Below are 14,510 nucleotides of genomic sequence, written 5' to 3'. Positions count from 1 at the left end.
GGGCCCTGCTCCGCGCTCACTTGACCAGGACCATCTTCCGGGTGTGAACGAAATCGTTCACCTGCAGCCGGTAATAGTAGGAACCCGAGGCGAAGCACCGGGCATCCCAATAGAGTTGATAGGCGCCTCCCTCCTGCACCGCATCCACCAGCGTCGCGACCCGTTCTCCGAGCAGATTATAGATTTCGAGACGGACTCGGCCGCGCTGCGCCAGGCGGTAGGCGATCGTCGTCAGCGGGTTGAAGGGATTGGGATAATTCTGCTCGAGGCGGTACCCCGAAATCAGTGTCTCCCGGCGTTCGATCCCGCTGATCTGCCCGGCGGAGGGCTGGCCGATCCAGATATCCGTGAGCAGGATCTCGGCGCCGGGGAGCCGGCTGCGGATGAAAAAGGAAAAGAGATCGACGGCCCCGGCCGCAAAGCCCGAGTCCGGCGCGAACCGGGTGAGCGGCAGGCGCAGGTTGTGCCACTGGCCGTCGAAGCACCCCTCCGCCGCTGTCAGCCAGCAGCGGCTCAGGCGCGTGCCCGCATCGGTAAAGGCCAGCTGCAGGCTGTCGCACCCGGCCGGAGCCTTGAGGGCCAGCTTGAGGGTATCGCCGAGCAGTACCTGACGGAAATCGACGGTCTCGTTGAAGCGCCAGCGGATGGCGCTGCTGCTGTAATCGGCCGGCGGCAGCCAGCGCAGAGCATTGGTCCGGGAGCGCAGGCCGCCCCCCTGAAGCACACCCGAGCCCGGAGCGTTGCCAAATCCCTTGACCCGGAAGAGGGGGTTGAAATTGCTCCCGTCGAAAAAGACGATGGGGGCATGAGCCGCCGGCCAGGTGTCGGGGAGGCCCAGATAGATATCCGCGAAAAAGAAATCAGCGCCGGCGCGGGAGGCATGCGTCCAGAAACCGAACTGCGCCACCCGGCTGCTGTCAAAGCCCGCTTCGGCCTTGAAGCTGGAGAGTCCCAGGGACAAGGCCACCCATTTGCCGGAGGTGTTCATATGGCGCTGCAGCAGCGGGAAAGAGAATCCGCGGCCGTCGGCATCGCGAAAGCCGATGAAGAGGGTGTCCAGGGCCAGGTTGGTCTTGTAGGAAAAGGTGAGGCTGTAATAGGGTATGCGCATCCGCATGTCACGGGGCGTGTTAAAAACGATCGTCGCGCCGCTGGTGCGGCCCTCCTCGGTCATCGACCAACGCAGGGCGTCGGAGCCGACGCGGGCTCCAGCCCCGTTCTGCGCCCCCGAGATGGATGCCGACACCTGGAATTCGAAGGTGGCCGGCTCGCCCGTTCCGGCAAAATAGGCCGCCGGCGGGACACGGACATTGACTCCGGCCGCCTCAAGGCGGGGATACTGATCCGCCATCCGCCGGGTAAAATCGCCATACTCGCGCCGCGCGGAAGAACTCCAGACGACCTCACTGAGAGCGCAGAGCCGCGGCAGCAGCATATATTCGAGGTAGGGCGCGTCGGCGATCCATTCGGTCCAGAGATTGGCCTGAGCCCCAAGGACATGCGCCGCCTCCTCAGGCGTGAGCACCGGCGGGACCGGCTCCAGTTCGTAGACCTTCTCCAGCGGGATATAACCGCCTATGGCCTTGGGCTCGCTGTTGGAGTTGCCCTGGTAATAATCGAAATAGCAATGGCTGGTCGGGCTCATCACCACATCATGGCCGCTGCGGACACCGGCAATGCCATACTCCAGGCCGCGCCAGGCCTGGGCGGTGGCGCCTGCTGCAATGCCGCCATCGAGGATCTCGTCCCAGCCGATGAGGCGGCGGCCGTGGGCGGAGAGGAAGCGCTCGATGCGCCGCGTGAACCAGCCCTGCAGCTCGGTCTCGTTCTGCAGCCCCTCCGCCTGGATACGCGCCTGGCAGCGCGGGCAGCTCTTCCAGCGGGTCTTGGGGCACTCGTCGCCGCCGACGTGAATATAGGTTCCTGGAAAGAGCGCCATCACTTCGGTCAGGACATCCTCGAGAAAGGCGAAAGTCGTATCCCGGCCCGCGCAAAAGACGTCGTCAAAAATGCCCCAGCTGAACTGCACCCGATAGGGTCCGCCGGTGCAGCCGAGCCAGGGATAGGAAGCCAGGGCGGCCATGGCATGGCCCGGCATTTCGATCTCCGGAACGATGGTGACGGCGCGTTCCGCTGCGTAGGCCACCACCGCGCGGATCTCCTCTTGCGTATAAAAACCGCCATACCGGCCGGTTCCGTCGTTGCGCCATGCGCCCGTTTCGGTCAATCTAGGATACTTTTTGATTTCGATGCGCCAGCCCTGGTCGTCGCTGAGGTGCCAGTGAAAGATGTTGAGCTTGTACATCGCCAGCAGGTCGATGTACTTCTTGATCTCAGTGACCGGAAAAAAATGGCGGCAAACATCGAGATGCATCCCGCGCCAGGCGAAGCGCGGCCGGTCGAGGAGGGAGACGCTGGGGATCGGCCAGGCGGCGCGAACCGGGGGCGCCGCAGCGGCGATCTCCGCCGGCAGCAGCTGCAGCAGACTTTGCGTGGCATAAAAGAATCCGGCGGCGGCGTTGGCGCGGATTCGGCACGCCTGCGGGGTCACGGTCAGGCTGTAGCCCTCGGGGCCCCACTCCGTACGGGCACCCTGCGCAAGAAAATAGAGGGCGCCGGTTTGCGTCGTATCCACCGGCAGCGGTGCCGCCGGCAGTTGGAATCCGGTCGCCTGGCGCAGCCGGTTCGCGAAGCGCTCGGCATAGCTCGGCAGCTCCGGGATCGCGGCCTCATAATAAATCCGGGTAGAGGCGTCCAGGTTGAAGGCGCCCTCCCCGAAGGTCATTTCCATGGGGATCGGGACGATACCGGGCTGGGCGAAAAGGCCGGCGGCCGGGAGCAGGAAAATCAGGATGGTTTTACGAAAACGCATGCGGGTCACTCCATCAATCGGTACCAGGTGCATCGAATCGGCCATTCGCGGCGCGGGCTGGTCATTCGACAATGATTTCATCGACGAAGAGCCAGGCCTTCTGCCCCGCACCGGCGTGGCCGGGCGGACAAACCCCGATATTGGCCGCAGTCACCTTGATGTAGCGCGCCTCGAGATCCTCGAAATCCTGGCTGTAGTCTCGCACGGCGGCGGCGGGATTGTCATCATGGGACTTGCCTGGTAGATCGGCGAGAGTGATATAGACCGCCCCCTTATCGGAGAAGGAATAGGTGACCTGGCGCGGACCAAAGATCCAGGAACCGACGTCCTCCAGAAAACTGCTCGTGACGCGCTGAATCACCTGTTTCCGGCCGAGATCGATGACCACCTCGAGATTGGTTTGCTCAAAGCCTTGCCAGGCGCCGTCGCTGTACAGGAGCGTCCCCTTGCGACCGTCGACCAGGGCTCTGGATCCTGCGGCTGCATACTTGGCGCTGTAGGGCGCGCAGTAGGTAATCTTCTTCCCGCAAGCAAGATGGGTGAGAAAGGGCACCGCGACGATCTTGCCGCTGAGCATACCGTCGCGGAAGAGGCCGGCCCTGACCGTGGCGCTTCGATCGAGCACGATCGGCCCCTGGAACCGTTGCGATGTGGCCGAAGGCTGGGAGTTATCCAGAGTGTAGCGGATCTCTCCGCTGGGAGCGAGGCTCTTCAGCACGATCTCGACATTCCGGCCGTCCGAGGAACGCATAAGTTCGGCCTGGACATTGAAGAGGGTATGCGAGGCGTTGATGCCCATCGCTTCCAGCCGCGGCATGGCGGCGACAACGCGTCCAAGAAAGTTGGGCCAATGGCGCGCGGATGCCGGCGACCACGCTACCTCGGCCAGAGCGAACAGACGCGGAAAGATCATGTATTCGGCATGCTCGGGCGTGGCGATGTATTCGGTCCAGAGGTTGGCCTGACAGCCGAGGATATGGGCGGCCTGTACGGCGCTGAGGCTGTCGGGGGTGGGCTCGAAGGCATAGACCCGCTCCAGCGGCAAAAAACCACCGATGGACTTGGGTTCGAGATCGGGCACGCCCTGATAGTAATCGAAGTAGCAATAGTCGGTCGGGGCCATCACGACGTCGTGATAGGCCCGGGCGGCGTCGATACCGCCGCGCATACCACGCCAGGACATCACCGCGGCGCGCGCCGGAAGTCCGCCCTCGAGGATCTCGTCCCAGCCGATCATCCGCCGGCCGCGGGAGGCCAGATAGTGCTCCATCCGCCGCATGAAATAGCCCTGCAGTTCGGTCTCATTCGCCAGCTTTTCGCTGCGGATGCGCGCCTGGCATTTGGGGCATTTTTTCCACTCGGACTTGTCCGCTTCATCACCGCCCAGATGAATGTACTCCCCTGGAAAGAGACCGATCACCTCATCGAGGATGTTCTGCAGGAAGGTGAAGGTGCTGTCATTGCCCGCACAATAGAGGTCGACGATCGGCCAAACGCCGCCCGTCGGGACGGTGAAGGGACCGCCGCTGCAGGAATACGCGGGATAGGCCGCCAGAGCCGCGCCGGCGTGGGCCGGCATCTCGATCTCGGGGACGATGGTGATGAAGCGGCTGCGCGCATAGGCGACAATATTGCGGATCTCCGCCTGGGTGTAAAAACCGCCATAGCTGGCCTGTTCGCCGGGCTGCTGTGGTTTGCGTCTGTCCCAGGGATCCGACTCGCGGTCAACACGCCAGGCCCCGACACTGGTCAATTTGGGATAGCGCTTGATCTCGATGCGCCAGCCCTGATCGTCGTTGAGATGCCAGTGAAAGGTGTTGAGCTTGTTCATCGCCAGATCGTCGATGAAGCGGTAAATGAATTCCTTGGGGAAGTAATGGCGCGCGACATCGAGCATCATCCCGCGCCATGCATAACGCGGCTGGTCTTCGATGGTCATGCAGGGGATCAAGGCGGGTTGGACTTGCTGCAGCGGCTCCGGGTGCTGCCAGTCGCCAGGCCAGAGCTGGCGCAGGGTCTGGATGCCGTAAAAAATGCCAGCGGGCGCTGCCGCCTGAATCAGAATCTTCTTCGGATGGATCTCGAGGCGGTAGCCCTCCCGGCCGAGTGCGGCGGTTGAATCCACCAGCTGCAGGACGATGGCATTGCCGTCCGTATAGACTCCCTCGCCCTGTGCCAGCTGCCAGCCGCTCCCCTTCCGGATCAGCTCCGAGAGATAGCTGGTGACCTCCTGCAAGCGGTCGAGCGGCTGCGTCATGAGGGTGGTGGAGGCATCGAGACGAAAACGGCCCTCTGCGAGCGTCATGCGGGCGGGCAGAGGAATCAGCACTGGGCCCTGGACCGTGGACACCTCCGGCAACCGCCGGGGGCCGGCACAGGAAAAGAGCACGGCTAAAAGGAGGGGGATCAGACAAGGTGCAGCGCTACGCATCTTGGAATCTCCGGTTGGTCCCCGCGCCGCTCCCGCCCTAGTGGGTGGGAGCGGCGCGGGTCGTTGGTGACGGCGGGTAGTAACCTCAGGCGGTGACAATGCCCAGCTGCGGCCAGACCCTCCAGCGGCCGCGGGTGAAATCGGGCACATCCATCGGCCGGCTGCGGCGCGCCACCGAGCGTTCACTCAGCTCGGAGATGCAGCTCCAGGCGGCCGCGTCATAGACATCCATATCCATCGGCTGGCCGTGAGTCAGACACCAGATCAGACGATAGTCCTCGATGAAGTCCATGCCGCCATGACCAGAACCAGCCGATTGGGCTTCGAGTTCCTTCCAGAGAGGATGCGCATGCTCCGGGTAATAGCTCTCGAGATCATCCCACTGGTGTGGTTTGCTCTTGCCCTCGATATAGATGCGGTTCGGCCACTTTTCAGCCAGGCCGCGCGTCCCCTGCACGCGGTTGATACGGGTGTAGGGCCGCGGCGAGGAGGTGTCGTGGATCAGAGTGATGGTCTTGCCGAGTTCTGTGCGGATCAAGCTGGTATTGACATCGCCCAGAGCATAGGTTTGTTTGGCACGGGGGTCGTCAGCGCCGTAGAGATGGGCTGCGTAGAGATTGAGCCCGCGCGAATTGCAGCTCATCGAGACCAGAAAGTCGAACCGGTCACCGCGGTTGATGTTCATGCACTGCGCCACCGGGCCGAGGCCGTGGGTGGGATAGAGATTGCCGTTGCGGCGGATGGAATGGGGCAGCCGCCAGACCGCTTCGTTCTCGTTGCCGAATTTGACGCCGCGCAGGTCATGGAGATATCCGGCCTCGGCGTTGATGAGCTCGCCCAGCATCCCCTTGCGAACCAGATTAAGGATGAGCAGTTCCTCGCGGTCGTAGCAGCAGTTCTCCATCATCACACAATGCTTGCGATATTTTTCGGCCGCCTCGACCAGCTGCCAGCACTCTTCAACAGTAACGGCCGCCGGCACTTCGGTCGCCGCATGCTTGCCATTTTTCATCGCGTGGAGACAGACCGGCACATGCCACTCCCAGGGGGTGGCTGTGAAGACCAGGTCAAGATCCTCCTCCTCGCAGAGGCGGATGAAATCGGTGCTGCTGCGGGTATAGGCCCGCGGCTCCGGATGGCCGGCCCCGGTGATCAGTTTCTGCACGGCAGCCGCCCGCTCCGGCCGGATATCGCAGACCGCAACGATTTGCGCCTCGGGGATGCCGAGAAAATTGCGCACATGCGAGGTCCCCTGCAAGCCGACCCCGACCATGCCGATACGCACCTTTTTCAGGGGCGCTACGGAAAAGGGGTGCTCCGGAGCAGCCTCGCGCGCATCGGCCGCACTACTACAGCTGTCCAGCACCGAGGCGGCTGTCAACGCCCCAAGGCCGGCCAGCATACCGGTCTTAAAAAATGATCGCCGGTCCACTCCCTGGCTGTTCCCCTCTTGATGGTGCTCGTCACTCATGCTTCCTCCTACTGAATGATGATTTCGTCTGCAAACAACCATGCCTTGCCGCCCGCCCCCTTGTGCCAGGCCGGACAGGTACCGACGTTGCTGGCCTGGATCCGCAGATAGCGGCAGCTCTTGGAATTAAACATCAGGGCTATCTCCATGCGCTCGGCTGTCGCTGCGGGCTGGGGTTCCGCTTTCCATTCGGCGGTCGTGACATAATTCCGGCCGTCGGTCGAGGTCAGCAGCCGGATCCCAGCCGGCAGAAAAATCCAGGAATTCTGGTCTTGCAGGCAGCTCAGCGCTACCATGGAGATGGTCGTCGGCTCGCCGAGGTCGATGCTGGCGTCAAGATCCTCGCCCTCGAAGCCGATCCAGTTGCCGTCATGAAAATCGAGGCCGCCGCGCTGCCCGTCGATCAGTCCCAGCTCGCCCCAGCCGGGATATTTGACTGAGGGGCTCTTCTCGAGCATCATATGCTTCACGCGCGTGGTCCGGGTAAACTGGGCATAGGCGACCGGACTGACCACCTTTCCCCGAGCGAAAACGATGGCCTCCACCTCGGTATCCTCTTTCAGGAGGATCGGCGCAGAATAGAGCGGCGAATTCCGGTCCGGCGTGCGTCCATCCAGCGTATAGTGGATCTCGGCCGATTCTTCCGGCGAGCTCAAAGTGACCGTCTCGGTGCCGATGAAGAGAGCATTGCTCACCCCCGATTTTTTGCTGCTGGCGATAACCGGGGGTCTGGCGACGGGCAGCTGCCGGCCCGTGATCCTGAACACCCAGGCGTAGCGGCAGGGCCGGTTGCCGGCCCGCTGCAGCAGGGCCGGTAGGGAAATCACCACTTCGCCGCTGCTGCTCTGCCGCCAGGTGAGGGGCTTTTTATAGCCCAGCAGGTAAATTCTGGAGCCCTTCCTGGGCTCGACATAGCGCAGGCGCAGGGTGGTTCCGGGCCATTGCAGAGCGGCAGCGTAAAGGGTCCGGCCATCCTGGCTGCGCGTGTAGCGGATCCTCCCCCCCTCGGCGTACTCGGGCAAGGTGCGGCTCTCATAAATCGCCGCACCGTTGACCTTGAGCCACTCCCCCATCTCGCGAAAGCGCTCCTGCGCCGCCTCCGGGATCACACCCGTAGCGTCCGGGCCGACATTAAGGAGATAATTCCCGCCCTTGGCGGCGATATCGATCAAATTGTGGACGAGAGTCTCCGCCGATTTCCAGTTCTGGTCCGCTTGCTTGTAGCCCCAGCTGTCGTTGGTGGTCATGCAGGATTCCCAGTCCATCCCGGCGCCGCCCGAACTGAGAATCTCCTGTTCCGGCGTGCCAAAGTCGCCAGCGGCCGTGTGATCGAGGCTCATCCCCTGCATCCCGTTGCGGCCCTTGCCGACGCGGTTGTTGATGATGATCCCGGGTTGCAGCCTGCGTACAAAATTGTAGAGCTCGGCGCCCTGCGGTTCGGTCCACTCGTCGATCCACTCGCCGTCGAACCAGAGCACACCGACCTTGCCATAGCCGGTCAAGAGCTCCTGCAGCTGCAGTTTGAGATAACCATCGCGGTATTCAGCAAAGCGCTCGCCTTTGGCGTCGGGATGATGCCAGTCCATGATCGAGTAATAAAAGCCGAGGCGGATGCCCGCCTCTTTGCAGGCCTCGGAGAGCTCCCTGAGCAAATCCCGCTTGAAGGGTGTGAACCGGGCGATGTTGTAGGGACTCACCTGCGAATCCCACATTGCAAAACCGTCGTGGTGCTTGGAGGTGATGATGATATAGCGCGCACCGCCCACTTTGGCGAGCGCCACCCAGGCCTTGGCGTCGAACTGTTCCGGATTGAACTGCCGGGCGTACGCCTCATACTCGGGGATGGAGATGTTCTCCTCATTCATGATCCATTCGGCCGCGGCGCTGTTGTTGCCCTTGTAGACGCCGCCCAGGACCGCATAGGGGCCGAAATGGATGAACATGCCGAATTTGGCGTCGCGCCACCAGCGCATCCGCTCATCAAAGGCCTTTTTGGTCTCTGCCTTCGCTAGGCTGCCGGCGAGTAAGAGGCCAAGGCAAGTGAGAATCAATGCTTTCCTCATCATAAGTTCTTTCCCCAGGAGGATGAACAGCGATGGACATCACTCAATGAACAGAGAAGGTCCAGGCATGGGCGCAAGGCATGTGCTGCCGTAGGGCCGCCGGGAGGTGCACTGTAATTCCCGCCGTATCTTGCTGCCAGCTCAGGGGCCGGTCATGGCCGAGCAGCATGATGCGGGCTGATCGGGGCGCCGTGATGCCCGGAATGAGCAGCCTGGCGGGCGGGGCCTCCTCGCCCTCATCCGCCAGATAAAAAACATAGCGCGTATGGTCCTTACCTGCGGCGAAGGCGAATTTACCGCTTCTCCAGGGCGGCAGCGGCGTTGAGCCATAGATTGCCTGGTGATTCACCTGCATCCAGGCGCCGATCGCAGCGAGGCGTTCATAGGCGACGTCGGCCCATTCGCCGGTCGGCTCCGGGCCGATATTGAGGAGGAAATTGCCGCCCTTGGCGACAATCTCGATGAGGAGGTGGATCAGCTGCCGCGCCGGTTTATAGCGGTCGTCTGGCTTGAAGGACCACTGGTCGCCCATCGTCATGCAGGTTTCCCAGGGATAATCGAGGGGTCGGTCCGGCACCTGCTGCTCGGGGGTGCGGTAATTTTCATAGGGCCCCTGGACCGTGCGGTCGACGATGAGCACTCCCGGCTGGAGGCTACGCGCCATGGCGGCGATGCGCTCCATGTCGATATCCTGATCCCAGGGTTTCATGCCCGCCCACGAGCGAACCTCGTCGGTGATGGTGTTCTGCGGACGCACCCAGCCGCCGTCAAGCCAGAGGATATCGACGCGGCCGTAACCGCTCATCAGGGCCTCGATCTGGGAATAGGTATAGTCCTTGAATTTTTGCCAGCGGTCGGGGTGTTTGGCGGGATCATAGTTGACGCCGCGGTCGGGCGCTGCCCACTCCGGCGCCCAATAGTCGGGGTTGTGCCAATCGGGTTTGGAGAAATAGGCCCCGACCATAAAATCCTCCTTGCGGAAGGCCTCGAAAATCGCCCGGGTCACATCAGCGCGGGGATCGGTCGCGAAGGGGCACGAGGGATCGGTGATCTTGTAGGAGGTACCGGGACTGTCGAACATGCAAAAGCCGTCGTGGTGCTTGGTGGTGAAGACCACGTAGCGCATGCCCGCCGCTTTGGCAGCGGCGGCCCATTTCCCGGGACAGAAACGCAGGGGATTAAAGCTCGTCGGCAGTTTTTCATACGCTGCGACATATTCGTTATAGGGGCGGCCTTTGCGGCTGCACCAGGGTTCGTCCTCGGAGCAGATCGACCACGATTCAACCACGCCCCACTGGCTGTAGGGTCCCCAATGCATCATCAGCCCGAACTTGCGCTCCTGCCACTGGGCCAGGGTCTGGCGGACGGCGGCGGGCAGTTCCTCGCCTCGGGCGGCGAGGGCGCTGAACAGCAGAACGAGCGACAGTTTGACCAGGGCATGGGAGAAAATCGGCACAGCCGATGTCATGGGATTCTTCCTCTGTGTGCGACCGTTGGTACTTGAATAGTAACAATAAATTTGTAAAATTGCCAGCAAATAATCTCGGTGCGCCCTCAAAGCAGCAATCCTCCCCCCCGCATCCTCTCACTCCCACCCGGTACGTCAGCGTCAGCGCGCCCACCCGTGAACTCTCGCCTGATGATCTTTGTAGAGTTCTGCGATCACTTGATCATACTTCTTTTCCATCAAGATGAGCAATGCCCTGGAATCCAGTCAGACTCACCTGAGCCAGTCTGAATGACCTTCCGGCTCGGATAAAATAACTCGATCCTTTTAATAACGGGACGACAATTTGGATTGGATTTATGATACCGAAATAGGGCCGCGTCAGCTTTTCGCGCTTTGACATTCATGGAAGATACATCAGAAAAATTGCAAGGGGAACAAATTGCTGCCGGGTGAGCATTATCTTCATCTCAACCCCGGCGGACTGCAGTGCAGAATTCACTTGTGCAAGCCGAGGAATGCCGGATTGGGCTAACCGCGAAGAGTAATATCACTCAAATTGACGTCAAGGAGAAGGGCTTTGCAATGTCGATGGCAGTGGCTTGATTCTGGCTTGTCTCAATATACTGCTTTGTCAGCAATGATCGATGGTATCAATAGACAAAAGGAGCGGCATAATCCCCTGGCTGGAGTATTCCGATGGGACATTATCAGTCATCAGCTTTTAACGATTCAAAATTTTTTGAAACAGTTCAATATTTTCTTGCCTTTTATAATAACCTTGTTTATATTTCGCATGATTAATAGTTCTCGAGTAAGTAATTGGGCTGATTTTTTCAACTATGGGGTCGACAGCTACGATACCCGAAGGTAATATTACCGAACAGCTGCAGTAAAACATCACCTCGAACCTCTTTTCTTTTGGTGCAGACCCAAACCTCTACAGGAATTCTATATGACTAATAAATAATAAATTAAATTCCAAACCTTTTCAGAGATGTTTACCCTAATCAAAGAAAGGAAGCAAGATTATGAAAAGGTTACTGAACAGTGTCAGAGGGTTCTATCCGTCATTTATGAACCGGTCCCCGATTCGTTTTAGTGGCTGGGTTCTCCTACTGATCGGGGTGGTCGTCTTGTCAGCGGCCCCGTCGGCCGTATTCGGAGGGACGATCAAGGGAACAATTTTTGACAAGGATACCAAAGATCCCTTGCCGGCAGGCAACATCATGCTCAAGGGCACCAGTCTGGGAACAGCAGCCAATTTTAAAGGTGCCTATACTATTGCCGATGTACCCGCCGGCAAATATACCATCGTCGTTTCCATCATCGGTTATGAGAAATTGAGCGCTGAGGTTGAGATTCCTGCAGAAGGTGTTGTGGAACATAATTTCAGCCTCAAATCGGTGACCTTACAGGGCCAACAGGTCACCATCACCGCACAAGCCCAGGGTCAACTCCAAGCCATCAACCAGCAAATCGCCTCCGCCCGAATTACCAACGTCGTATCCAAATCCAGAATTCAAGAATTGCCTGACGACAACGCCGCCACGGCGCTCAGCCGTCTGCCGGGTCTTTCACTCCAGGATGGAGATAAAGTGGTCATTCGCGGCATCCAGGCCAAACTGAACACCGTGCTGATCAATGGCATCCAGGTGCCCTCCACCGAGTTGAATGACCGTTCGACCAATTTAGGCTTTATCTCCTCCAATCTTCTTTCCGGTATCGAAGTGATCAAAGCCTTGACGCCGGATATGGATGCCAATGCTATCGGCGGCGTCGTCAATCTCCGTCTCCGTGAAGCCCCGACTGGTCTGCATTTCGACGTTTTTTCGCAGGCCAACTATAACACCTTGGATCGTACATCCGACAATTATAAAGTATGGGCCAGCGTTAGCAAGCGGCTCTTAAAAGACAATCTAGGCATATTCATTCAAGGAAACGCGGACCGGTCCGATATCGGGCAGGATATCGCTTCTGCAGCCTTCGGCATCAACGGCAAGGGCAATATCCCCTATGGAGAGGCGCCCTACCAGATGAATTCTTTTACTCTCGAAGATCAATGGAACGTGATCAGCAACGGCGGCGGCAGTGTGATTCTGGATTACTTGTTGCCAAAGGGCAAAATCGTCCTGCAGAACACTTATGCCAATAATCTGAGCAACAATACATCCTTCAGGAATGCCTATATACTTGATACAAACCAGGGACAACTGGCCATCGGCCGAAACCGATATGGCAAAGATTTGATGATCAACGCGTTGCAAACAGAATACAATTTCGGCAGGATCAAAACCGAACTTTCCCTGTCCCATTCTTTTTCCAACAAATACACCCGGCAGAGATATGGCGATGCCGGACAACCCATGAATTTTTACAACACGGCCGCCCGACCCTTCGGCAGCAGCGAGGACGGCAAGGCCATCAATTTTTACACCCAGCGGCAGTTTCTGACTCTTGGCGAGGCATTGAACATACCCACCGATCCTAAGGATGCCATGGGCGCCTCTGTTCAGGGCTGGGTCGTCGGTCGCGGAGAAAAATTCGACCAGCATGTCTACAATTCCACTCTGGATTTCACCGTGCCGGTTACCTTTATGAAGAGCATCTCCTCCAAAATCAAATTCGGTGGCAAATACACCAAATCCACGCGTAAGAACGACGTGGAAGCCGATTTTAACGGGTCGTATGACGATGATTATTATTATGCGACCACCAACTTTTTCCCCAAACACCCCGGCATCTCAAAGACCAATCCGGTGTTGTTCAGCGATCTTTGGGACAGCAATTACACCAGAGGCAAGTATTTCCTCAACGGCGACCGCCACTTTAAATTCGCCTATGACCGGGATTTGATGGATCGGTATATGAAAACTTCCATCTCCGGTTGGGCGCCTGCGCGGCACATGCCCTACTCGGAACGAGAAGATTTTAACGGCGATGAGATATTCTCGGCCGGCTATTTGATGACGGATCTGAACATCGGCCCCAAGCTCTCTCTGATCGGTGGCGCCCGCTACGAGCATTATAATATGAATTACAAAGCGAAATTCGTCTATTGTACCCATTCGGTTTACGGTTACGGCGTCGTCTATGATACTTTGAACACCGTCGACCGAAATGACGATGACATCTTTCCCAATATCCAGATGCGCTATAAGGCCACACCCTGGGCAGATGTCCGTTTCGCTTATACCAAAGGGATCTCCCGCCCTGATTATCAGGCCATTCTGCCAAAAATCTATTACGAACCCGGCGGCTACGCGGAGGCAGGGAATACGAAATTGAAACCTGCCATCTCGACCAACTATGACGCCTATGTTTCCTTCTATAATAATAAAATCGGTCTTTTCTCCATCGGTGGTTTCTACAAGCAAATCGACAATGTTTTCTTCCAAACCTCCATTTTTTACCAGAATTTGAGTTATTATCACGTCTCCTTCCCGGGCGCCAAACTCTGGTCTGCCCTCAAAGCCACGCCGCCGACGCCGGGTCAAAACATAACCACCTATATCAACAACCCGCATCCGGCCCATATCAAAGGCCTCGAAGTGGAATGGCAGACGCATTTCTGGTACATGCCACAACCGTTGAATTTCTTGGTTCTGAACGTCAACTACACCAGAGCCCAATCTGACATGGATTATCAGCAAATCCGCAATATAACCCAAACCGTTCGCGATCCTAGGACCGGTCGTCCCGTAAATGTCTACACGACAACCGATACGGTGCGTAATGCCCGACTCTTGTTTCAGGGCAACGATAATCTGAATGCCGCTTTGGGCGTTGATTATAAGGGCTTATCCGGCCGTATCTCTTTCAACTTGCAGGGCGATGTCATAACCAACGTTGGCACCAGACCCGAAGAGGACCGCTACACCGGCAATATTTATCGCTGGGACTTTACGCTGCAGCAAAAACTGCCAATCCGCGGGCTGAGTTTTTCGATCAGCGGTATCAATATCTTTAACAACAAGACAGTTACCTATGCCAAATTCAGAAGAGCTTTGAATGGCGATATTCTGAAAAACGAAGCTTCCTGGGCTTACTCACCCAGAATTTTTCAGACCAACTTGCGGTACAGTTTTTAATCGGCTGGCTTAATAAAACTGGAAAGGAGGATGATCTGTATTTGCCCTTAAATCAGGCTTTCACCAATTCACGGAAATCTGAACGACTAACATAAGGAGTATTGTCAGCCAAACCCTTAACCAGATTTTGCCATG

General features: G+C 58.3%; 6 protein-coding genes. 1 reads left to right on the top strand and 5 read right to left on the bottom strand.

Annotation, left to right across the window (positions count from 1 at the left end; genetic code table 11):
* Window positions 1-16 precede the first annotated feature (16 nt).
* The 5 genes from PLH32_11775 to PLH32_11755 form a co-directional block, all read right to left on the bottom strand.
* On the bottom strand, window positions 17-2,872 hold the full coding sequence (locus tag PLH32_11775) for a family 20 glycosylhydrolase (protein HQJ65283.1): 2,856 nt from the start codon (window positions 2,870-2,872) through the stop codon (window positions 17-19).
* Between the two features lie 61 nt (window positions 2,873-2,933).
* Window positions 2,934-5,303 (bottom strand): family 20 glycosylhydrolase, encoded by a 2,370-nt coding sequence (locus PLH32_11770; protein ID HQJ65282.1) that lies wholly within the window; start codon window positions 5,301-5,303, stop codon window positions 2,934-2,936.
* 85 nt (window positions 5,304-5,388) lie between these two features.
* Complete coding sequence (locus tag PLH32_11765; GenBank protein ID HQJ65281.1) at window positions 5,389-6,774, bottom strand: Gfo/Idh/MocA family oxidoreductase; 1,386 nt, start codon at window positions 6,772-6,774, stop codon at window positions 5,389-5,391.
* 8 nt (window positions 6,775-6,782) lie between these two features.
* Window positions 6,783-8,840 (bottom strand): alpha-L-fucosidase, encoded by a 2,058-nt coding sequence (locus PLH32_11760; protein ID HQJ65280.1) that lies wholly within the window; start codon window positions 8,838-8,840, stop codon window positions 6,783-6,785.
* 40 nt (window positions 8,841-8,880) lie between these two features.
* Window positions 8,881-10,305, bottom strand: a complete 1,425-nt coding sequence (locus tag PLH32_11755) for an alpha-L-fucosidase (protein ID HQJ65279.1) — start codon at window positions 10,303-10,305, stop codon at window positions 8,881-8,883.
* A gap of 1,010 nt (window positions 10,306-11,315) precedes the next feature.
* Here PLH32_11755 and PLH32_11750 point away from each other — a divergent pair.
* Complete coding sequence (locus tag PLH32_11750) at window positions 11,316-14,375, top strand: TonB-dependent receptor (GenBank protein ID HQJ65278.1); 3,060 nt, start codon at window positions 11,316-11,318, stop codon at window positions 14,373-14,375.
* Window positions 14,376-14,510: the final 135 nt, after the last annotated feature.

Source organism: bacterium (assembly GCA_035419245.1).
Classification (GTDB): Bacteria; Zhuqueibacterota; Zhuqueibacteria; order Residuimicrobiales; family Residuimicrobiaceae; genus JAKPUX01.
The sequence above is the reverse complement of the archived record's forward strand: the minus strand, read 5'-3'. Positions and strand labels throughout refer to the sequence as shown.

Excerpts from the sequence above, each read along its gene's own strand:
- PLH32_11775 (HQJ65283.1), bottom strand. The coding sequence starts at position 2,872 with ATGCGTTTTCGTAAAACCATCCTGATTTTCCTGCTCCCGGCCGCCGGC.
- PLH32_11770 (HQJ65282.1), bottom strand. The coding sequence starts at position 5,303 with ATGCGTAGCGCTGCACCTTGTCTGATCCCCCTCCTTTTAGCCGTGCTC.
- PLH32_11765 (HQJ65281.1), bottom strand. The coding sequence starts at position 6,774 with ATGAGTGACGAGCACCATCAAGAGGGGAACAGCCAGGGAGTGGACCGG.
- PLH32_11760 (HQJ65280.1), bottom strand. The coding sequence starts at position 8,840 with ATGATGAGGAAAGCATTGATTCTCACTTGCCTTGGCCTCTTACTCGCC.
- PLH32_11755 (HQJ65279.1), bottom strand. The coding sequence starts at position 10,305 with ATGACATCGGCTGTGCCGATTTTCTCCCATGCCCTGGTCAAACTGTCG.
- PLH32_11750 (HQJ65278.1), top strand. The coding sequence starts at position 11,316 with ATGAAAAGGTTACTGAACAGTGTCAGAGGGTTCTATCCGTCATTTATG.